The following is a 20,519-nucleotide window of genomic DNA, read 5'->3' on the forward strand; positions in this document are numbered from 1 at the left end:
GCGTTGAAGCCGTACCAGCCGACCCAGAGCATGCCGGCGCCCATCATGGTCATGCCGGGGTTGTGGGGCGGGTGCAGGTCGCGCGGGAAGCCGTCGCGCGGGCCCAGCATGGCCACCGCCACCAGCGAGGAGATGCCAGCCGTGGCGTGGACGACGAGGCCGCCGGCGTAATCCATGACTTTGAGCTGGGCGAGCCAGCCCCCGCCCCAGATCCAGTGGCAGACGGGCGCATAGACCAGAAGCAGCCAGAGCGTGGAGAACAGCAGGACCGCACCGAAGCGGATCCGCTCCACATAGGCGCCGACGATCAGGCCGGGCGTGATGATGGCGAAGGTCATCTGGAAGGCGAAGAAGACGGTCTCGGGCAGGGAGCCGACAACGCCGGCGCGCGCGCCCGGTAGTCCGAACTTCGCGAGATCGCCAATGAGCGGTGCGGTCCCTGAGAAGGCCAGGCTGTAGCCGCCCATCAGCCACACGACCGACGCCACGCAGGCGATGGCCACGCAGTGCATCATCACCGAGAGCGCGTTCTTCGCGCGCACCAGCCCGGCATAAAACAACGCAAGTCCCGGCAGCGTCATGAAGAGCACGAGGGCGGTGGCCGCCAGCATCCAGGCGGTGTGCGCCGGGTCGGCGACGGGGGCTGCGCCTTGCGCCAGCGCGGGACCGGCGAGCCCTGAAAACAGCATCGCGATTGCCGAAGCGGCGAGCACCCGTGCGCAGCCCATACGTCCATCCCCTGGCGGGCGCGTTTCGCGATTTTCCACGATTTGCCTACGCGCCGTGCAGTGGGTGCATAGGCAAAGGGCAAAGGTGTCGCCAACGGCCCATCGGATGGGCGCCGCCGATGCGCGGCGTCCATCCGATAATTCGCCAACTTCTTGGGCGCCTGACGCCGCAATACTAAGCAAATCGGCTCAGCCGCGCCGCGCCAGCCAGGCGTCGCGGTCAAGGCGCCAGATCTGGCCGTCCGCGGGACCGCTCAAGTAGTCCCGCCGCTCGACGTCGACGGGGATGGCGCCCTGCTTCTCCTTCACGCGACCGGAGGCGCGGTTGGCGAGCGCGTTCGTCAGGTACAGGAACGGCCACTCCAGCACGCGGAAGGCATATTCGGTGACCGCCTCGGCCGCCTCGGTCATCACACCCTGGCCATGCAGCGCCGGGTCGAGCCAGAAGCCGCGCATGTCGCGCTTCTCACCATCGAACGGCCAGAGGTCGATGCGGCCGCGCAGCGCGTCGTCGCCCTTCAGCGTGATGGCCCAGAAGAACTTCTCGCCCTTCGCCCGCTGTTCGACGCATTGAGCCCAGTTGGTGGCCGCGCCGTCGTCGGGATAGGGCCAGGGGATTCCCGCGTGCAGCCAGCGCACGACCTCCCACTGCGGGAAGATGCGTTGCACCGCGTCGAGGTCTCGCTCGGCGTACGGCCGCAGGATCAGCCGCGCTGTTTCCAGCACGGGCGTGGGCGGCAGGGGTTTTCGAAAGATCATCTCCGGTTCCTTTGGGAAACACCGGAGGCCGGGCGCGCCTTCCTGTTAGTTCCATGAGCCCGGCCGGTCCGGCGGGGCTCGTCTGGGAAGGCTAGGCCGCGTCAGCGCGCGCAACACCGTCCCGACGCCCCGCGGGGGCGGCGTTCATACCCGACGGATTGCAGGCCTGTTGGCGAACCATGGGCGCGCTCATAGCACGGTGTTACGCCGCCGGCGAGGCGCCGGCCCCATCGTCGTCCGCAACCGCGAGCCGGCGAGGCAGGGGCGTGGCCCGCGCGGGCTCGCCTTCGTCGTCGAGATTGGCGTGGATGGTGCAGACCACGCCGTCGCGCGGATAGGCGATCGCCACCTCGCCGTTGAGATCGCTGGCCAGGCCGCGCTCGATCAGCCGCGTGCCGAAGCCGGCGCGTGTCGGTGGCGTCACGGGCGGACCGTCGGCCTCACGCCAGACCGCCGTGAGCTTCTGGGCGGCCCGGCCCTTGCCCACCTCCCATCGGAAGGTGACGTGGCCGTCGGCGTTGGAGAGGGCGCCGTACTTCACTGCATTGGTGGCGAGCTCGTGCAGCGCGAGCGCCACGGCGATCGCCGTCTTCGGCGGCACGCGCACCCGCGGCCCTTCCACGACGATGCGCTCTTCGCCGAGGCCCAGGCGGAACGGCTGCATGGCCTGCAAGGCGATCTCGTCGAGATTGGCGCCCGACCACTGCTCGCTGGTGAGTACGTCATGCGCCTTGGAGAGCGCGACGATCCGCGAGGCCAGCGCGTCGCGCGCGCCCAGCGGGGCCGAGGCTCCGCGCAGGGTCTGGGCCGCGATCGACTGGACCGTGGCGAGCGTGTTCTTCACGCGGTGGTTCAGTTCGTTGATGAGCAGCCGTTGGTGTTGCTGGTCCTGTTGCTGGCGAACGACCGCGGCGCGCAGGGTCTCGAGGCGCTCGCGCGCCTCGTATTGTCGCCGACGTCCGCGCAGGGCGGTCTGCACCACGCTGACGAGTGTCGTCGGATGGAAGGGCCGTTCGAGAAAGGTGACATTCCCAAGTGCGCGACTGTAACGCGCTGCCGCGGGGTTGCGCTCCAGGCCGCCGCCGCGCTGGGCGAGGATGATGATCGGGAAGTCCGACCACGGTGGCTGCGCGTCGACCCACCGCGCAAGGCCGCTGTAGTCGTCCTCCTGCAGGATCTCCTCGACGATCAGCGCCGTGCCGGCCCCGTCCTCGCAGGACGTCCGCACGGCCGCAAGGTCGGGGCAGATCGCCGCCTCGACACCGGCTTCCTTCAACACGGCGGCGGCGACCTGGGCGTCCCGGCCGTAGGGTGCGAGGATCAGCGCCCGTTCCGACGCCAACCGCGGGGCGCGGCTCATGAGCCGGGTCTTTCCATCAGGCCGGATTGCTGGCCCACGAACGTGGGAACGCCCCGCAAGACACCCTGGAACTCTCGCAACGGCTCGCCGAGGCGAATGCCGCTCGAGTCGATGTCGTACTCTCGGATGGTGCGCTCGTGGAGGCCCGCGCGCTTCTTCATCACGGAGATCGCCCGCCGGACCTGACCCATGGCCTCGAAGTAGCGAAGCAGCAAAACCGTGTCTGCCAAGTAGGTGACATCCACGGGCGACCTCATCTCCCCGACCAGCCCGTGCTGAGCGACCGTCAGGAAGGTCGTAGCGCCCTGCCGGTTCAGGTACTGCAGCAGTTCGTGCATGTGCAGGAGAAGGAAGTGTTCCTCCGGCATCGCCGCCTGGTAGCCGTTCAGGCTGTCGAGCACGACGGTCCTTGCGCCGGAGCTGGCCACGCATTCACGCACGCGCGACGTGAATTCCCCAGGGGACAACTCCGCCGCGTCCACCTGTTCGATGATCAGGTCGCCGCTCGCCCGGAGCGACTCCAAGTCGATGCCGAATTGTCGTGTCCGCTCGATGAAGAGGCCGACTTCCTCATCGAAGATGAACAGCGCGGCCCGTTCGCCGCGCCGCACCGCCGCCACGGCGAACAGCAGCGTGAGCAGCGATTTGCCTGTGCCGGCCGGCCCCAGCACGAGGCAACTGGTGCCGCGCTCGACGCCGCCTCCGAGGAGCTCGTCCATACCCAGGATGTCGCTTTTGAGTGGGGCACGCTCAAACCGCGTCCTGTGCTCGCTTGACACCAGGCGCGGAAACACCTCGAGCCCACCGGTGCGGATGGTGAAGTCGTGGTAGCCGCCCCGGAAATGACGGCCCCGATACTTGGTCACGCGGATGCGCCGCCGCTCGGCGCCATACTCCGGCGCCAGTTCCTCCAGCCGCACCACGCCGTGTGCGACGCTATGGACGGTCTTGTCCGAGACCTCTGCCGTCAGGTCGTCCAGCAGCACGACGGTGGCGCCGTGCTTGGCGAAGTAGTGCTTCAGCGCCAGCACCTGGCGCCGATAGCGCAGGGAGCCCTGGGCCAGGAGCCGGATTTCGGAAAGGCTGTCGATCACGACGCGGGCCGGCTTGTTCTTCTCGACGGCTTCCAGGATCAGGCGCGTCGTCTCCCCGAGTTCCAGGTCGGACGAGTACAGCAGGCTCTGCTGCTGATGCTCGTCCAGCAGGTTTTCGGGCGGGGTGAGTTCGAAGACGTCGATGCCGTCGAGGTCCCAGCCATGGGACGCGGCGGTGTCGCGAAGCTCGTCCTCGGTCTCCGACAAGGTGACGTAGAGCGTCTTCTCGCCTGCGTCGCGGCCGGCCAGCAGGAAGCTCATGGCCGCCGTGGTCTTGCCCGTGCCGGGGCTGCCTTCGATCAGGAAGACGCGGCTGCGCTTGAGACCGCCTGCAAGAATATCGTCCAGTCCCGGAATTCCGGTAGCTGCGTCATCGGCGTGCCGCGCCGGTGTGCTGTTCATCGGTCTTCGTACGCCTAGTGATCGTCCAGCGTCGGACATGCCCCGCCCGCAGGTTGGAACCCCCAGGGGCGGGGGCGGTTCCCAATAATTGCGTTTCAATCACGCAAGGCGGCGGCCACGGGGCTCCTGGACCGCGAGCAGAAGGATCACGAACGCCGCGGCGAGGAAGCCCAGCGAGGCCAGGAACACGACGTCGTAGCCGAAGGCTTCGGCGACCACCCCGCCCAGCAGAGGGCCGGCCGTGGCGGTGATGCTCTCGGCCGTCGCCGAGACGGCGATGCGCATCGGCAGGTCGTCGCGGCTGCCGAACTCCAGGATCATCGTCTGGGAGGACATCATGTAGCCGCTGAGCGAGGCCCCCAGCACTGCAAAGGCCGCGAAGATCGGCCCGGGCGAGTGCAGGTTGAGCAGCATGATGGTGGCCGCCACCCAGCCGACGAGCGAGGCGACGAGCACGGCGCGGAAGCCCGTCTTGTCGCCCATGTAGCCCCACAGCAGGTTCGAGACGGTGTCGGCGCCGAGGAAGGCGAACGACAGCAGGCCTAGCGTCTTGCCGTCGGCGCCCACCACCTTCCCCACGTACAGGATGTAGAAGGGCGTCGCGATGCGGGCCGACGTGGCGAGCATCTGCACCAGCAAGAAGAAGCCGTAGGCCCTGTCCTGGGCGATCAGCGCCGGAAAGTCGCGCAGGCGATCGCGGAAGCGCGCCGGCGCGCGGGTCGTCGGAGGTTCGGGCTCCTTCAGGAGGACTTGCAAGGCCCAAAGGCCGGCGCTGGTGAGCAGGAAGGCCAGGACGAAGGTGGTGGAGTAGCCGTTCCCGAAGGCGTTGGGTCCGATGAGGTAGGCGCCGGCCAGACCAGCCAGCACAGCGGCGATCGCCCCGCCGGTGGCGTTTCGCCAGGCCTGCAGCCGTCCACGCCGGCTGATGGGGATCACCTTCGACATCAGGAGGCTGAACACCACCCGCTGTGCGCCCATGAAGACGCCGAACATCAGGATGAAGAACAGCAGCGCCCAGACCAAGGCGGGTCCCTTGAGGAACCAGCCCGCCAGGGCCATGCCGAGTATCGCCAGGCGGCCCAGGCTGCCCATCCAGATGGCGGCAGGCATGACCTTGGTGCGGTGCTCGACCTTGGTGGCGCCGAAGATGGGCGAGATCACCCCGCCGAGCTGTTGAAGCGCGAGCCCCAGGCCCACGATCACGTTCGAGCCTGAGACGGCCAGGAGATATGCGGGGAGGAAGGTCGGGGCGTTGACGAGCCGGAAGCCGGTCATGCCCAGCATGCCGTGCAGGTAGTTGCCGAGGTAGTTCCGCTTCAGGTTGTCCCAAACGAACTTCTCGTACGCGGCCTCCCGCGTGGCCAGGTCGTCCGCGGGTGCAGCCTCGTCGGTGTCGTCCAGCTTGGCGTCCAAACCTCAACCCGGGGCGCGGGTCTTCGACGCCCGCCTCCCACGGCTCCCTCACGCGGTGGAATTTTCGAAGGTCGGGTCTGAAATCTGCCCGCCCACCTCAATGCTAGGGGGATTTGCCGGGGGCGCAACCGGTCATGACGCCGCTCACTTGACGGAGGGCCCGACGCGTTCGCACCTTCGCACCCCGCCACAGAGGAGAGCCCATGCGCGCGTTCTGGACCGGACTGTTGTTGGCGGCCGGCCTCGCCGGGGTGGCGCACGCCGCGGACTTCGTCGTCGTTTCGTCGACCGATCCGGCGATCGCCCGCGGCGCAGAGTATGCCAGCGGCCAGGCGATCCAGATCTCGCCCGGCCGCTCGATCGTCCTCATCGACCCCGCGGGCAACGTGAAGCGGCTGGTTGGCGCCCCGAAGGCGGTCGTGCTGCCCAAGCGCCAGGTCGCGAGCCTCGACGAAGACCGGATGGCGGTGGTCCGGCTCCTGGTGGCGCCGCAGCGGACGCGCCGGGCGATGCCGTCGCTCAATCCGAGCTGCCCGCAGACCGATCTCGCCACGTTCGAAGGCATCGTAGCGGTCGCGCCCGTGGACGGCTGCCTGACCCGCGCTCGGGAGGCTTTCGAAGCCTATGTGGGCAAGGCGGCCGGTCCGGACCCGGCGACGTAGCGGCGCCAAAGCACGGCGAAGGCCGTACTGACCCCCGCCAGGCCGACCAGGATCGGGGCCACGAAGGTGTGGCCGAGCGCCACCATCGCCGCTCCGATCAGGCAGGCGCCGGCGCAACCCAGGTCCCACCCCGCCTCCGTCGCCACGCTGAAGCGGAGCGGGCAGGGCGAGGCCTTGGCCATGGTGTAGAGCGGCGCCATCAGGGCCGGAATCCAGAGGGCTTCGACCAGGGCGCCCACCGCGTTCGCGCCGATCGCCAGCCACGGCGCGCCGAGGCTGAAGGCGCGGAACGCCAGGACCCCCACGGCGACGAGAAAGGCGATGAGGATCGCCGAACGGCCGCGGCCGGCGTCGATGTGGCGGCCGATCAGCAGGCTGAACACGGCGCCCACCAGGGCGGCCAGCGCCACGGCGCCCCCGTAGGCGGCGAAGCTCTCGCCCAGGGTGAGGAACAGCGCGATCTGCCAGATGTAGTGATAGCCGCCGGCGAAGATCCCGTCGCAGGCCATCAATGCCATGGCGGTCCTCGCCGCGCGCACCCCGCCGGGCGGGTCCACCGCGATGGGAACCAGCGGCGCGCCCAGCAGCGGCCAGGCCGCCAGCACCTGGACCACCGCCACCGCCGGAAACGCGAGCCAGGGGCCTCCGACCGCCAGCCCCCACGCTCCGAGCAGCGGCGCCACGACCCCGACGACCGCCGCCATCGCCTGGCGCACGCCGACCTGGCCGCCGCGGTGCTCATCGTCGCCGACGCTGGCAAAATAGGCGTGGTAGCTGGTCCAGTAGAGGACGCTTCCCACCGGCCCGATCAGCACGATGGCTACGAAGGCCAGGTCGATTCCGCGGACCAGCGGGAGAAACGGAAAGATCGCCGCTTCGAGCACCGTGCCCGCCACCAGAGTGGCGCGCAGGCCGATGCGGCGCGCCAGGGGCAGGACGAACGGACGCAATAGCAGCCGGCCGCCGTTCATCGCGGCCATCGACACCAGGACGAGCGGCGCCGGGACCCCCGCCTTGAGCAGGTAGACCAGGACGAAGACGCCGCCCGCGCCCTGGGCCAGGGCCTGGATCGTGGAATGCAGATTGACGCGGTTGATCGCGTCGTTGCCGAAGAAGCTCATGGGAAGCCTGTGAACGGAAGCGCATGGGGGCTCGTACCCGCGCGCCGGCGGAGGAGCCCGGGCTCGGCGGGACTTAGGTCAGTCGCGGAGGCGCTCTGTGCACATGGCCGAAGTTACGCACGGCTGGTTCCCGTGCGCAACGCCCGGCTACACCTCGACCGTGGCTCCTTGGGGCGCATGGGCGATGTCGCGCGCGTCGAACACCTTCGTGGTGGCGGCGAACTCCAGCATGATCCCATTCGGGTCGGTGAAATAGACCGAGCGGACGAAGACGCCCTCGTGCATCTCGGCGGCCACGCCCATCGGGCTGTCGTCGTGGTTCACCACCACCGGGATGTGCGGCACGCCGTGTTCCTGAAGCCGGGTGAGGCAGGCCGACAACTCGCCCTCGGCGACGTTGAACGCCAGGTGGTTCATCGAGCCGACTGCCGTCTTGGACTCCTCCGGGAACTTCTTCACCGAGGCGATGCCGGGGGCCGCGGCCGGCGTCTCGGGCCACCAGAAGAAGGCCACCGCCGCCCCGCCGCCGCAATCGAAGAAGAAGTGCTGGCCGCCATCGGGGAGGGCCACCGTCTTGAACAGCGGCATCTCCAGGACCTCGGTGTAGAACTTCACGGTCTCGGCCATGTCGCGACAGACCAGCGCCATGTGGTTGATGCCCGTGGTTTTCATCCTGACGCTCCGGCCCTCGTGCTTGCGATCCCGCCCCAAGGCTGGAGGGGTGCGACAAGCTCGTCAACTAAACTGATGAAATCTGCCGCCACGTCAGGCCGGCGAACCGCGTTGACGAGGCCCGTGTCACACCTACTGTGACGTCCATCGCCGTCCGAGACACCCGAATCCCATGATCGCCGCCGAGACGCTGCTCGTTCCGCTGATGAACGCCTTCCTGTGGTTCGACGACGGGCTGCAGAGCTACCTCCAGGCGCAGGGCTGGCATGAGGTGACGAGGTCGCAGTCGATGGTGATGGCGAACGTGGTCGTGGGGGTGAGCAAGCCATCCGACATCGCACGCAACCTCGGCCTGAGCCGCCAGTCGGTGCACACCACGATCATGCAGATGGCCAAGCTGGGCATGGTCGAGCTGAACCACGACCCCGAGGACGGGCGCGCCTGGGTGGTGACGGTCAGCGAAAAGGGCCGCGCGATGGGGCGCGACGCCGACGACGCCATCGCCGCGCTGACCGCCGAGCTCCGCCGGCGCATTGGGTCGCGCAACGTCGATAACCTGATCAAGGCCTTCCGGGAGGACTGGGGCCCTGCACCCGTGATCTGGCCGATGCCCCTGCCCAAGGGCGCCTGGCTTTACTGACGCCAACCTGAGTCCCGCGCTCGCCGGCGCCGTAGCGTCATCTGTGGCAAGATTGTCAGCTTAGATGACGAAGTAGTTCCGAACGTTGTCAACGTGATTGACAAAAATCAGCCGTGGCCGGACCCAGGGCGCAAGGCCCGCATGCGGCCATCGATAAGAACTTCGGGAGGACTGACCATGCGCTGCAAGGCGACCCACAGGCTCTTTGCGTCCGCTGCCGCCCTGGCCCTCTGCGCCGGCGTGGCCGCCCCCGCCTTCGCCGCCGACGAGGCCGACGTGGCCCAGGTGGGCGAGGTGGTGGTCACCGCGCAGAAACGCGAACAGAAGCTGCAGGACGTGCCGCTGGCCGTCTCGGCGTTCGGGACCGAGCAACTTGAGGCCCAGTCGGTACAGAGCCTGACCGACTTGTCGGCCAAGGCCCCCAACGTCGTGCTGGCCCCGGTCGGCGCCTATCCTTACGCCTCGGCCTTCTACATCCGCGGTCTGGGCTTCGCGGACGTGGAGTCCACCTTCGAGCCGGCGGTCGGCGTCGAGATGAACGGCGTCTACCTGGCCCGCAACAGCGGCGCGCTGCAGGACTTCTTCGACATCGAGTCGGTGGAGATCCTGCGAGGTCCCCAGGGTACGCTCTACGGCCGGAACACCATCGGCGGCGTGGTCAGCGTGCGCACCAAGCAGGCCCGTCCGGGCGACCCCTTCAGCGGCGAGGTCCAGGGCACGGTCGGCGACCATGGCCGGCGCGAAGCCCGCGCGGCGCTGAACATCCCGCTCAGCGACGTCTTCGCGGTCCGCGTCTCGGGCCTCTACAAGAACTATGACGGCTACAACTACAACGCCACACGCAAGGAGCGTCAGGGCGACAACGAGACCCTGTCGGGCCGGATCACCCTCAGCTTCAAGCCCACCGACAGCTTCGACGCTTCGCTGGTGGTGGACGGCGACCGCGAGCGGGGCTCTGGCGCAGCGTTCCGCAACGCCGCCCTGCCGGGCAACGTCTACTACAACTTCAGCCCCGACACCGGCACGGCGACCCCGCTGTTCCCGGCCAGCGGCTCGAACCCCAAGGATGTCTACACGGTCTACGGCAACACGCCGATCTTCGCCGACGTCGATACCTGGGGCGCGGCTTTCACGGCCAACTGGCACACCGGCATCGGCACGGTGACCAGCGTCACGGGCTACCGGAAGTTCGACGACAAGGTGCAGAGCGACTACGACGCCAGCCCGGTCAACTTCTTCTACGCGCTGCGCGACCAGACCCATAAGCAGTTCAGCCAGGAACTGCGCCTGGCCTCGGACAGCGGCAGCCAGCTCGACTACGTGGTGGGCGCCTACTACCTCGACCAGAGCTACGACATCACCAACGCGCAAGGCGGCGCTATCTACGGCACGGCCACGCCGGCCCAGATCGCCAGCCAGAAGAACATCGCCTACGCCCTGTTCGGCCAGGCGGACTATCACGCCACCGAGGCCCTGACGCTGACGGTGGGCGGCCGCTACAGCTACGAGAAGAAGACCTTCACCAACCAGCCGCTCTTCTTCCCGACCAGCCGCACCTACAAGGACCACTGGGACAACTTCTCGCCGAAGGTGGGCGCGAACTACAAGTTCAGCGACACGGTCATGGCCTACGCCACCTGGTCCAAGGGCTTCCGCAGCGGCGGCTACAACGGCCGCGCGGCCTCCTTCACCTCGGCCGGTCCGTACGACGCCGAGACGGTCTCGAGCTTCGAGGCCGGCGTGAAGACCGAGCTGTTCGAGCGCCGCCTGCGCCTGAACGGCGCCGTGTTCCACTCGACCTACAAGGACATGCAGGTGGGCACGCAAGGGCTCACCAGCGGCGGGGTCTACGAGTCGATCGTCACCAACGCCGGCAAGGCCAAGTTCGACGGCGTCGAGGCCGAGGCCCTGTGGGTGGTCGGCGGCGGCTGGCGGGTCAACGCCAACCTCTCGTACCTGGACGCCCGTTTCGTCTCGAACTTTACCGACTTCACCAGCGACGGGATCAACAACCCCACCGACAACAGCGACCTGCCGCTGAGCTACGCGCCGAAGTGGTCGGGCAGCCTGGGCGTTAACTACGAGCGCGACCTGCCGTTCGGCGTCCTCACGTTTGCGGCCAATGCGGTCTACATGGACGACATCTACACCTCGGGCGGCGTTATCAACCGCACGTCCGACGTCCAGGTGCGGCCCGAAAACACCCTCTTCGACGCCACCCTGGCGATCGAGGGCGAGAAGGGTTGGCGCGTGGCGCTGTGGGGCAAGAACCTCACCGACAAGAAGGTGATCAACAACACCTTCGGCCTGGGGGCGCTGGGCAACCTGCGCGTCTACTCGGCGCCCAGCACCTGGGGCCTCGACGTCGGGTACAAGTTCTAGATGGAGAGCGGGGTCCGGGCAGACCCGAAGCGATCGGACCGGGAGCCCACCGTCGCCGATCGACGGTGGGCGCTCGTCGTCCTGCTGGCCGCGCGCAGCCTGCGCGCCGAACTCGAAGGGGACCGCCCGTGACCGACGCACATGCCGCCGAGATGGCCGCCCTGGCCGACCGCTTCTTCGGCGCTATCGAGGCCGGAGACATCGCGACGGTGGCCGACTGCTACCACGCCGACGCGGTCATCTGGCACAACGACGACGGGCTTGAGACCACCCCCGCGCAGAACCTGGAGGTGCTGAAGGCCTATGTGGCCAACGTGCCGAGGCGCGAATATGCCAACCGGCGCTTCTTCGCGATCGCGGGCGGCTTCGTGCAGCAGCACGACACCACCCTGCACCTCGCCGACGGCCGCGTGCGGGTCCTGCCGGTCTGCATCGTATTCCAGGTGGACGGCGGGAAGATCCGCCGGCTGGACGAATACCTCGACCGCGCCACGCTGCAGCGCTGGGCCGGCGAGGCGAAGGCCGGCTAGATCCGCCGGTATTCCATCTTCGAGCCGTCCTCGAGCTTGCCCTTCAGCGCCATCCAATTGCCCGAGCCGTCGTAGAAGTCGTCGATCTCGGCCTCTCCGCGGATCGACCATTGACCGGGTTTCACCTTGGTGCAGACGACCTTCAGCATCTTGGCTTCCTGCTGGTTGAACAGGGGTTTGCCGAAGCTGGCCTGGTTCCAGTGGCTGAGCGGCACGGCGTCGGCCGGGCCCTTGACCACGCCCTTGGGGCCGGTGATCTGAACGAGACCGGGGAGGGCCCGGGCCGAGGTCTTCTGGATCTTGCCGTTGCCGTTGGTGGTGGCGTCGATGCTGACGAACCTGCCGCCCGACCACCGCTCCACGGCGCTGTGCTTGTACTTGTAGACGGGGACCGGCCCCACCTTCACCACCATGTCGACGTCGGTGGAGACGGTCTCGTTGCCGTCTGTACCGGCGAAGGTCATCTGGTGCTCGCCGATCTTGGTCCCGTTGCGGAAGACCTGGAACGCGAGACGGCTGGGCGCCGCGGCCGCGACGCCCGGAACCAACAGCCCCACGCCGCCCGCGATCAGCTGGCGCCGTCCCAAGATCAGGCTCATGTCGCAATTCCTCCAGCGCCCAGCCGGGCTGACTGGTCCCTTATACGCGAACCGCTAGTGTCCTGGACGCGGCTTATAGCTGCGGGGCTCGCGCACGGGCAGGGGCTTTTCCGGCGGCTTCTGGCCGTGCTGCGGGGTCGCGCACGACTTGGTGAAGGGGTAGGCCTGGGGCCGATCCTGTTGCTGGAAGCCGTGCGTCATCGACGGTTCCTCCTGTCCGCCTCGAACAGATGACTCATGCGGCGGCGGGAAGCGAATCGGCCGGGCGCACATCCACGTGAACGGCCAGGTTGGTCGAGCCCGGGTCGCCATAGATCGAGCCAGAGATCGGTGCGGCGTCCTGAGGCGTGCGGGCGACGGCGACCGGAATGAGGTCGCTGCTTTCTGCGAGGGCGTTGGTGGGATCGAACTCGGTCCAGCCCAGTTCAGGCAGGAAGACCTCGCACCAGGCATGGGTCGCGCCGGCGCCGCGGATCTCGCTGTGAGCGGGCGAGTACAGGTAGCCGGTGACGAAGCGGGCCGCGTAGCCCAGCCTCCGGAGCGCCTCGACCATCAGCCAGGCGAAGTCGCGGCAGGTGCCTGCCCGCAGCTTCACGGTGTGGGACGGCTCCTGCGCCGCGCCCAGGTCGCGGGCCTGGTAGTCGAAATCCTGGCGGATCGTGCGGTTCAGGCGCAGGAGGAACTCCAGCGCCGGCTCGTGCGGACTGCCGACCTGGTCGCGAAGCCACTTGAGGAGGTCGCCCTCGGCGTCCTCGGTGACCGGCTCGATAAATGGCGTCAGGACGGAACGGTCTGCGGGGACGTAGACGATCGGGGTCGCCGTCTGTGGGTCTTCGATCTTCAGCTCGGAGAGGTCCGCCGGGTAGCGCTCGATCACGAGCTCGCTGACGATGGACAGGGCCGTGGACTCTCCACCTGGCGTGAAGCAGCAGACCGAATTGCCCAGGGCGTCGTACACCCAGCGGGTCTCGCCGGGCGGCGAGACCGTGAGCACGGCATCGACCACCCGGATCGCGTGGCTGTCGCGGGGGCGGACCAGCAGCCGGTGGGCCGCGAAGGAGACGGGCCGTTCGTAGCTGTAGAAGGTCTCGTGGCGGATGCGCAGGCGTCCCATCCACGCGGAACAACCTTGGGCAGTTGCGGTTCCGCGCGCGGACTGCCACTGCACGCCCATGAGCGACGTGATCATCATCGGCGGCGGCCACAACGGCCTGACGTGTGCGGCGTATCTGGCGTCGACCGGGCTGAAGGTGACCGTGCTGGAGCGGCGCGCTGTCGTGGGCGGTGCGGCGGTGACCGAGGAATTCCATCCCGGCTTCCGCAATTCGGTGGCCAGCTACACGGTCTCGCTGTTGAACCCGAAGGTGATCCGGGATCTGGAGCTGCACCGCCACGGCCTGAAGGTGGTCGAGCGGAAGATGGCCAACTTCCTGCCCTTGGACGGCGATCATTTCTTCGTGGGCGACGGACGCACCCAGGCCGAGACGGCGCGCTTCTCGACGAAGGACGCCGAGCGGCTGCCCGCCTACTGGGACCGCCTGGACGCGATCGCCGACGTGCTGCGCGAGCTGGTGATCCAGACTCCGCCGAACCTCGTGGAGGGGAGCCTTCGCGAGGCGATCCCTGAGCTGATCAAGAGCGCGGTGTTGGGCCGGAAGCTGTCGCGCCTCGATCTCACCGCCAAGCGCGACCTGCTGGCCCTGTTCTCCCAGTCGGCGGGCGACTGGCTAGACGGCTGGTTCGAGAGCGACCCCATCAAGGCGGCCTACGGCTTCGACGGCGTGGTCGGCAACTACGCCAGCCCCTACACACCCGGGTCGGCCTACGTCCTGCTGCATCACGTCTTCGGCGAGGTGAACGGCAAGAAGGGCGCCTGGGGCCATGCCATCGGCGGCATGGGCGCGATCACCGGGGCCATGGCGGCCTGCTGCCGCGAGCGGGGCGTGCAAATCCGCACCGACACTTCGGTCGCCGAGGTGCTGACGGAGAAGGGCCGCGCCGTCGGCGTGGTGACCGCCTCGGGCGAGACGCTGAGAGCGCGCGCGGTGGTGTCGAACCTGCACCCTCAGCGCCTGTTCCAGAAGCTCGTCGACCCGGCTGTACAGCCTAGGGACTTCGTGGAGCGGATCGATCGCTACCGCTCGGGCTCGGCCACGTTCCGGATGAACGTGGCGTTGTCGGAGCTGCCCAGCTTCACCGTCGCGCCGGGGCCGGGCGATCACATGACGGGCGGCATAATCATCGCGCCGACAATGGCCTACATGGAGCGCGCCTACGACGACTGCCGCGCGCGCGGCTGGTCGACGGAGCCGATCGTCGAGATGCTGATCCCGTCCACCCTGGACGATAGCCTCGCGCCGGCCGGCCAGCACGTGGCCAGCCTGTTTTGCCAGCACGTGGCGCCGCAGCTTCCGGGCGGGCGGTCTTGGGACGACCACCGCGAGGAGGTGGCCGACCTGATGATCGCGACGGTCGACAAGCATGCGCCGGGGTTCGCCCGGTCGGTGCTGGGCCGCCAAGTGCTGTCGCCACTGGACCTGGAGCGCACCTTCGGCCTGGTGAACGGCGACATCATGCACGGCCGCCTCAGCCTGGATCAGCTCTTCTTGGCGCGGCCGGTGCTGGGCGCGGGCGACTATCGCACGCCGGTTAAGGGGCTCTACCAGTGTGGCTCGGGCACGCATCCCGGCGGCGGCGTGACTGGGGCCCCCGGGCACAACGCGGCGGCCGAGATCCTGAAGGATGTGCGCCGTCGCCGCGTCTGATCGCGGTCAGCGCGCGCGCCAGTGGGCGGCCACGAACTCGCGCAGGTCGCGATAGGCGATGACTTCCATCTCACGCAGCGCAGCCAGCTTCTCGGCGACCCCACCGGCGTCGAAGCGGTCGCGAGCCTTCCGGGCGGCGGCGGCATAGGCGGCGTAGCGCGCCGCGTCGCCGCTCAGCAGCCGGTCGTCGTTGATGATCCGCAGCGCCAGCGTCGCCACGACGGCTCCGACCGTGACCGCCAGGGCGAGCTTCACGTCCGTGTCGCCCGGGCTCCGTCCCGTATAGAGCAGCACCGCGGCCATGATCGCGGTCACCACGGCGGCGGCGAGCAACAGCTTGCTCAGCAGGCGCACCGTGGCGGCGCGCCGGCCCGGGGCGCCCAGGGAGTGGCTGAGCTTGCGCTCCACGTAGTCGAGCTGGGCGTCGAAACGCTGCCCGCGGAGCAGCGACAGCAAGAGATCGAGGTCCGCTGAGGGCGGCGGCGCGGCAGGCGAAGCGCTCCAACCGGCGACGACCCAGGTCTCGTCGTCGCTGCTGATCGGCCCAGCCAGTTTCGGGACCTGGCCCGGCAGATCCTGCGGCTTGGGCAGGTGGGACAGCATCGCGGTGCGCGCGACCTTCCATTCGCCCAGCGCCGCGTCGTTCGTCATGGCGCGTGCGACGAGATCCAGGTTGTTGGTCACGGCCTGGAAGTAGAGGCTACGGACACGCTCCGCGCCGAACCGCTGGCCCAGCCAGCGCGCCTTGGAGGTCTGGCCGAACTCGTGGAACGCCATCAGGCCCAGCGCCGCGATCGTCAGCGCCGCAGCGGCGGCCTCCATGTAGCGCTCGGCCCCGACCGCCAGGGGCGCCAGTCCCGCCAGCGTCAGGCCCAGCGCGGCCAGCGCCACCGACAGCAGGCCGTAACGCCGGTCGCGCCGGCCGTGGCGCGTCGCGGGTGGATCGTACTTCGTGAAGAGGGCGCGCAGTTCGGGCCAGTCCAGCACGCGCAGGCCGCTGGGATGCCTTGCGCCCAGCGCCGCCCGCGCCTCCTTGGTCTGGAGCACGTCGTCGTTGGTCCAGTCGGCCAGGGGATCCTGGAACAGCCCGTGCCGCTCCTCGGCCCCCTCGACCGGCCGCTGCGCTTCCGCCGCCGTCATCGCCCCGCCTCCGAATCTCCGCGCCCCCCAAGGCGCATGCCGGCCAGTATAGCCACAAGGCCGCGACGGCCGCGCGGCTCGGATTACCAGGTCAGGTCCGAGAGCAGACCGGCGTAGACTTCGATGCCGCCGAACAGTGCGCCCAGCGTGAGGTTCTCGTTCACAGCGTGCTGGTTGTCGTCGTAGTTGGCGATGCTGACGCCCACCATCGGCGCCTGCAGCGTGCCCACAATTTCGGCCATGCCCGAACTGGCCCCCACGATCGGCAGCTTCAGCACCGGATACCCCACGGTCCGCCCGATGGAGGCGGCCACCGCGGCGGCGGCGGGGCCGTCCATCGCGGTCTTGGTGGCAGTGCTCTCGCCCTCGTCCCAGTTCAGCCGCACGATCTTCGGGTTGGCCAGCCGCGTGGCGAGGTCCGGCGTGTCGCGGACGATCGTCCAGCCCTGGCCCTTCAGGTAGTCCTCGACCTTCCGGTGCACGACGGCTGGCGTCATGCCGGGCGCAAGGCGGATGTCGAACGAGGCCTCGGCCTCGGTGGAGATGGCGTTGGCGGCGTCGGGGCCGGTGTCGCCGCCGTGGATCGCACGTACGTTCAGCGTGGGCGCCAGATAGCCGTCCGCGAGGCGCGGCCCGCCGATGTTGCGGCCCAGGCCCATGGCCTGCTTCAGCTCGGGCTCGATCGGCGGCAGCGCGGCCAGCGCCGCCTTCTCGGCCTCGGACACGGGCGAGACCTCGTCCGCGAAGCCCGGGATCAGGATCTTCCCGTCGTCGGTGCGCAGGCTGGTCACCAGGCTGGCGATCATCACCGTCGGGCTGGGCGCCCAGCTTCCGTAGTGGCCATCGTGCAGCGGTTTCAGCGGCCCGTAGACGGTGGTCTTGAAGCCCACGATCCCGCGGTTGCCGAAGTTGATCATCTGCTTGCCCGACTGGTGCATCGGCCCGTCGCCCATGATCAGGACGTCGCCCTTCAGCGTCTCCTTGTGCTTCGTCACCAGGGCGGCGAAGTGGGGCGAACCCTGCTCCTCCTCGCCCTCCCAGAGGATCTTGATGTTCACGGTCGGCTTGCGACCGATGGCCTTCAGCGCATCGAGTGCGCTCAGCATCGCCTGGACCGAGCCCTTGTCGTCGCCGGCGGAGCGGGCGTAGACGCGCCACGCCGGGTCGAGGGCGCCTGCCGCTTGCCAGTCGATCGCCTTCGCCTCGGGCAGCGCGGTGCGCACCGCGGGCTGGAACGGCGGCGTCACCCAGCCCTTCTGGCCGATCGGCTGGCCGTCGTAGTGGGCGTAGAACACGACCGTCCGCCTGGCGCCCGGCGTCTTCAACTCGCCGAACACCGATGGCGGCGTGCCCGGCTCGGCCGTCAGGAGTTGCGTGGCGAAGCCGCGGGCCTTGAGCTGGGCCTGCAGGTAGGCGGCGTTGGCCTCGATGTCCGGGACGTTCGTGGCGACGTTGGGCATCGACAGCAGCTTGATGAAGTCGCCGACGATGGCCTTCTCGTTGGCCTGCCGCCAGGCCCGCACCTTGGCCGCCGGGCTCTCAGCCTGGGCGACCCCGCCCATCAAGGCCAGAGCTACGCCCACGCCCGCCGCCACGCCCCGCCACGCCATCGCATCACTCCCTTGCTGTCCCGCCGTTGTAGCGCGCGAGGGGCGTGGCGGCGCAAGCGAGTCAGGGTGTCTTCTTCGCCGCCTGCTCCTCGAACCGAGCCCCGGCCAGGATATTGGGCAGGCTGTAGTTCCCCTCGTGGCAGGCGTATTCGTAGATCGGGCCCTTTGCAGGCCGCCACGGCATTTCTGCGCGCCACGGCGTCTTGAAGTACTCGGGGTCGTCGATCGAGAACTCGTAGAAGATCACGTCCTTCGCCTTGCGGGTGAACCGCTCGATGAGCTTGGCGCTTGGCGAATAGGCGAACCCGCCGGTCAGCGAGCCGATGTAGGTCCGCGGGTGGAAGTTGGTCGTCTCGACCACCAGGGTATCGCCCTCCCACCAGCCGACGGAATCGCCCATCCAGGGCCTGACGCTGGCGGGCGGATGCGTCCGGTCGTTGAGCCTTATGATCCGGACGTCGTGGTTCATCTCCACCTCGATCGCCACGTGATCCTTGGCCTGGACGATCTGGATGTGGCCGTTGAAGCCGCCGTTCATCATCGGCGGCCCCTCTGTCGAGCCGATGGCGACCAGGCAGCGTTCCTCCACCGGGCGCACCTCGGGACCGTCGTACCGGTCGCCGCGCGAAGCCTCTCGCGCCGCCTTCTTGCCCGCGTCGGTGAAGGGCAGCCGGCCGTCCGCCGGCTCGACAATCCAGGATGAACGCTTCTGGCCATCGATGCGGGCCAGGCTGAGGTCCATCTCCAGGATGTCGGCCTGCGGCGCGTCCTTCACCTCGGGCGGCGCCGGGGCGTTCGGATCGATGTGAGTTTCGAGGAGAGCCGGTCCTGCCATTTTGCGGAAGCCGGCCAGCATCATGGCCTCCTCGGCTTCGGTTGCGACCAGCCCTTTGAAGATCGGCGGACGCTGCAGCCAGGTCAGGGAGGTGTTGGTCCAGATTCCCTGCAGGTCGGGCTGGCCGAACCTCGTACGCGGGACCTTGTAGCCCTCGGCATGGGCTCCGGCCGCGGCCATCAGGGCGGCGAGCGCGATGGCGGCGAGGCGGCTCATGACGCCGCGCTCCGCGGCGGGGCAACGCGCAGGCGGAAGTGGCTGGGGAACCGTGTGCGGAGCCACCAGAAGGTCATCAACGGCAAGGGGGCGAGGCCGACGACGGTCGGAATCGGCGTGGCCAGGATCGCCGCCGGAATCCGATCCTGCTGGCCGAAGAAGAACGAGCCGGTCGCCACGAACAGCGCCGCGCCCATCCGCCAGAGGTGGCGCACCGTGCGGTCGCGGCCCGTGACGCCGCCGTTGCGGATCATCGCCAGGTCGCTGGCCGCGGCCAGGGCGCAGATCAGGGCGAAGATGTAGATGGTCGCGAAGCCCTCCATCCGGCCGGTGGCCGCGCCGTAGGGGATGAGCGCCAAGCCCATGGCGGCAATGCCGAGCGGGAGGACCAGGATGGCGCGCTCGAACCGCCCCGTCGTCCCGGGCCGGCGGTGCACGGTCGCCCAGGCGGTGGTGATCAGATAGAGCGTGAAGACTGCCGCCGTGGTGTTGGTCCAGCGTCCGTCCGGGAGGAGCGGCGCGACGACGGCCGCCACGCCGGCCATGGTCAGCATCGAGACGAAGAAGACAGTTCCGGCGACGGCGTGAGCGCGCCCACCCTTCTTGGCGAACATGGCGACGCCGCCGGAAAGGATGCCCATGGCGCCGCCGCCGATGTGCATCACGAGCAGCAGCGCAGCGCCGACGTGCAGGATCCAGGGGGCGCCTGGGGGAGCTTCGAGGTTCATCGGACGATCTCCTCAGAGGTTCGAAAGCAAGGGGCCGAACATGCCGATCCAGGTTCCGGCGACGCCGATGGCCATGAGCAGGGTGCAGAGTGCGATCCCGCCGGCGGCGGTGAAGCGGATGGCGGTCCCGCCGCGGGCTTGAGCCTGCAGGTATCCCTCGAGGATCAGCAGGGGGACGAGGTAGGCTCCGAAACTCCAGACCTCGAAGGCGTCGCCCATGCGCGGAAGCACATTCCCCGTCGCCATCCGCGCCACGCCGTAGGCCGCCATGCCCAGACGCAGGAACCAGACGCTGTTTGCGACGAGGAAAGCCCGCATTGCCCAGCGCCGATGGGCGGCCAGGTCCCGCTTCACCGCCGCGCGCCAGGCCAGACCCCCGAAGATCAGGATCAAGGCCGCGTCGAGCGTGATGGCGATCGCGCTGGGGAGGCTGGAGAATGTCGGGCGTCCCCATGTCATCCAGACGCCGACGAGGCTCGCCAAGATGGCGGTGGTGAGGAACGCGCGGCCGATCCAGCGGTGCGCCCCGGGCGCCCGCGCTCGTAGCTGCGGCACGAGTTGCAGCGTGCCGCCGAACGTGACGACGGCGGCCATCAGCACATGGGCGCCGAACGCCAGGTTGCCGGCCGTGTCGCCGGGCACGTAACCCTTGATCAGACTCTCGTTCTTCGCCCAGGCGGCGAAGTCGCCCCCGAGGGTCGAGGGCCCGTAGAAGGCCAAGATGTAGGTCAGGAACAGCGCCTGCCCGGCGATGGCCGTCGTGAGCCAGACGCCTGCGGCCAGTTTCAGGGCGCGTTCCGCCGCCGCCCGGGCGGACACGCCGGGCGTCAGGATCGCAGTGGTCATGGGATCAACTCCTTTGG

At 68.8% G+C, this 20,519-nt stretch carries 20 protein-coding genes; 5 read left to right on the forward strand and 15 right to left on the reverse strand.

Annotated features, from left to right (window positions below; genetic code table 11):
- The 5 genes from Q0L11_RS15060 to Q0L11_RS15080 all read right to left on the reverse strand — a co-directional run.
- Positions 1 to 728 (reverse strand): ammonium transporter (locus Q0L11_RS15060; RefSeq protein WP_367183434.1); only part of this gene is annotated, 728 nt, incomplete at its 3' end.
- 189 nt (positions 729 to 917) lie between these two features.
- Complete coding sequence (locus Q0L11_RS15065) at positions 918 to 1,487, reverse strand: GNAT family N-acetyltransferase (protein ID WP_296598295.1); 570 nt, start codon at positions 1,485 to 1,487, stop codon at positions 918 to 920.
- A gap of 202 nt (positions 1,488 to 1,689) precedes the next feature.
- Positions 1,690 to 2,847 carry an HWE histidine kinase domain-containing protein gene (locus tag Q0L11_RS15070; RefSeq protein WP_296598297.1) on the reverse strand — a complete coding sequence of 386 codons (1,158 nt, stop codon included), beginning with the start codon at positions 2,845 to 2,847 and terminating at the stop codon, positions 1,690 to 1,692.
- Complete coding sequence (locus tag Q0L11_RS15075; protein ID WP_296598298.1) at positions 2,844 to 4,343, reverse strand: ATPase domain-containing protein; 1,500 nt, start codon at positions 4,341 to 4,343, stop codon at positions 2,844 to 2,846. Before Q0L11_RS15075 ends, Q0L11_RS15070 begins: the two co-directional genes overlap by 4 nt.
- 99 nt (positions 4,344 to 4,442) lie before the next feature.
- A complete protein-coding gene (locus tag Q0L11_RS15080) occupies positions 4,443 to 5,756 on the reverse strand; it encodes an MFS transporter (protein WP_296598299.1) in 1,314 nt (437 codons plus the stop codon).
- Positions 5,757 to 5,959: 203 nt separating this feature from the next.
- On the opposite strand from Q0L11_RS15080, the gene Q0L11_RS15085 reads away from it, so the two are divergent.
- On the forward strand, positions 5,960 to 6,418 hold the full coding sequence (locus Q0L11_RS15085) for a hypothetical protein (protein ID WP_296598300.1): 459 nt from the start codon (positions 5,960 to 5,962) through the stop codon (positions 6,416 to 6,418).
- On the opposite strand, the gene Q0L11_RS15090 is transcribed toward Q0L11_RS15085, so the two are convergent.
- Positions 6,379 to 7,539, reverse strand: a complete 1,161-nt coding sequence (locus tag Q0L11_RS15090; RefSeq protein ID WP_296598301.1) for a hypothetical protein — start codon at positions 7,537 to 7,539, stop codon at positions 6,379 to 6,381. The two genes, Q0L11_RS15085 and Q0L11_RS15090, sit on opposite strands and share 40 nt — an antisense overlap.
- A 147-nt stretch (positions 7,540 to 7,686) precedes the next feature.
- Positions 7,687 to 8,211 carry a VOC family protein gene (locus Q0L11_RS15095; protein WP_296598302.1) on the reverse strand — a complete coding sequence of 175 codons (525 nt, stop codon included), beginning with the start codon at positions 8,209 to 8,211 and terminating at the stop codon, positions 7,687 to 7,689.
- 172 nt (positions 8,212 to 8,383) lie between these two features.
- Between Q0L11_RS15095 and Q0L11_RS15100 the strand changes: the two genes are divergently transcribed.
- The 3 genes from Q0L11_RS15100 (at position 8,384) to Q0L11_RS15110 (ending at position 11,763) form a co-directional block, all read left to right on the forward strand.
- Positions 8,384 to 8,851 (forward strand): MarR family transcriptional regulator, encoded by a 468-nt coding sequence (locus Q0L11_RS15100; protein WP_296598304.1) that lies wholly within the window; start codon positions 8,384 to 8,386, stop codon positions 8,849 to 8,851.
- 177 nt (positions 8,852 to 9,028) lie between these two features.
- Positions 9,029 to 11,233: a TonB-dependent receptor gene (locus Q0L11_RS15105; protein WP_296598306.1), complete on the forward strand. Its 2,205-nt coding sequence runs from the start codon at positions 9,029 to 9,031 to the stop codon at positions 11,231 to 11,233.
- Between the two features lie 128 nt (positions 11,234 to 11,361).
- Positions 11,362 to 11,763 (forward strand): nuclear transport factor 2 family protein, encoded by a 402-nt coding sequence (locus Q0L11_RS15110; protein WP_296598307.1) that lies wholly within the window; start codon positions 11,362 to 11,364, stop codon positions 11,761 to 11,763.
- On the opposite strand, the gene Q0L11_RS15115 is transcribed toward Q0L11_RS15110, so the two are convergent.
- Genes Q0L11_RS15115 through Q0L11_RS15125 form a run of 3 tightly spaced genes read right to left on the reverse strand, consistent with a single transcriptional unit; the run spans position 11,760 to position 13,476 of the window.
- Positions 11,760 to 12,362 carry a DUF6134 family protein gene (locus Q0L11_RS15115; RefSeq protein WP_296598309.1) on the reverse strand — a complete coding sequence of 201 codons (603 nt, stop codon included), beginning with the start codon at positions 12,360 to 12,362 and terminating at the stop codon, positions 11,760 to 11,762. The two genes, Q0L11_RS15110 and Q0L11_RS15115, sit on opposite strands and share 4 nt — an antisense overlap.
- Before the next feature lie 54 nt (positions 12,363 to 12,416).
- Positions 12,417 to 12,563, reverse strand: coding sequence for a hypothetical protein (locus tag Q0L11_RS15120; protein ID WP_296598310.1), 147 nt, complete (start codon positions 12,561 to 12,563; stop codon positions 12,417 to 12,419).
- Positions 12,564 to 12,597: 34 nt separating this feature from the next.
- Entirely contained in the window at positions 12,598 to 13,476 is an 879-nt protein-coding gene (locus Q0L11_RS15125; RefSeq protein WP_296598312.1) for a transglutaminase family protein, read from the reverse strand.
- 58 nt (positions 13,477 to 13,534) lie between these two features.
- On the opposite strand from Q0L11_RS15125, the gene Q0L11_RS15130 reads away from it, so the two are divergent.
- Entirely contained in the window at positions 13,535 to 15,127 is a 1,593-nt protein-coding gene (locus tag Q0L11_RS15130; RefSeq protein WP_296598314.1) for an NAD(P)/FAD-dependent oxidoreductase, read from the forward strand.
- Positions 15,128 to 15,133: 6 nt separating this feature from the next.
- On the opposite strand, the gene Q0L11_RS15135 is transcribed toward Q0L11_RS15130, so the two are convergent.
- From Q0L11_RS15135 to Q0L11_RS15155, 5 genes are all read right to left on the reverse strand, one after another.
- The gene (locus Q0L11_RS15135) at positions 15,134 to 16,267 is read right to left on the reverse strand and encodes a hypothetical protein (RefSeq protein WP_296598315.1); all 1,134 of its coding nucleotides are present in this window, start codon (positions 16,265 to 16,267) and stop codon (positions 15,134 to 15,136) included.
- Positions 16,268 to 16,350: 83 nt separating this feature from the next.
- On the reverse strand, positions 16,351 to 17,877 hold the full coding sequence (locus tag Q0L11_RS15140) for a M20/M25/M40 family metallo-hydrolase (protein ID WP_296598316.1): 1,527 nt from the start codon (positions 17,875 to 17,877) through the stop codon (positions 16,351 to 16,353).
- 61 nt (positions 17,878 to 17,938) lie between these two features.
- Positions 17,939 to 18,928, reverse strand: a complete 990-nt coding sequence (locus Q0L11_RS15145; RefSeq protein ID WP_296598317.1) for a hypothetical protein — start codon at positions 18,926 to 18,928, stop codon at positions 17,939 to 17,941.
- Positions 18,925 to 19,656 (reverse strand): hypothetical protein, encoded by a 732-nt coding sequence (locus Q0L11_RS15150; protein ID WP_296598318.1) that lies wholly within the window; start codon positions 19,654 to 19,656, stop codon positions 18,925 to 18,927. The genes Q0L11_RS15145 and Q0L11_RS15150 overlap by 4 nt, the downstream gene beginning before the upstream one ends.
- 12 nt (positions 19,657 to 19,668) lie before the next feature.
- Positions 19,669 to 20,502 carry a DUF2306 domain-containing protein gene (locus Q0L11_RS15155; RefSeq protein ID WP_296598319.1) on the reverse strand — a complete coding sequence of 278 codons (834 nt, stop codon included), beginning with the start codon at positions 20,500 to 20,502 and terminating at the stop codon, positions 19,669 to 19,671.
- Between the last annotated feature and the right edge of the window lie 17 nt (positions 20,503 to 20,519).

The sequence above is a fragment of the Phenylobacterium sp. genome (assembly GCF_024508875.1).
Classification (GTDB): Bacteria; Pseudomonadota; Alphaproteobacteria; order Caulobacterales; family Caulobacteraceae; genus Phenylobacterium.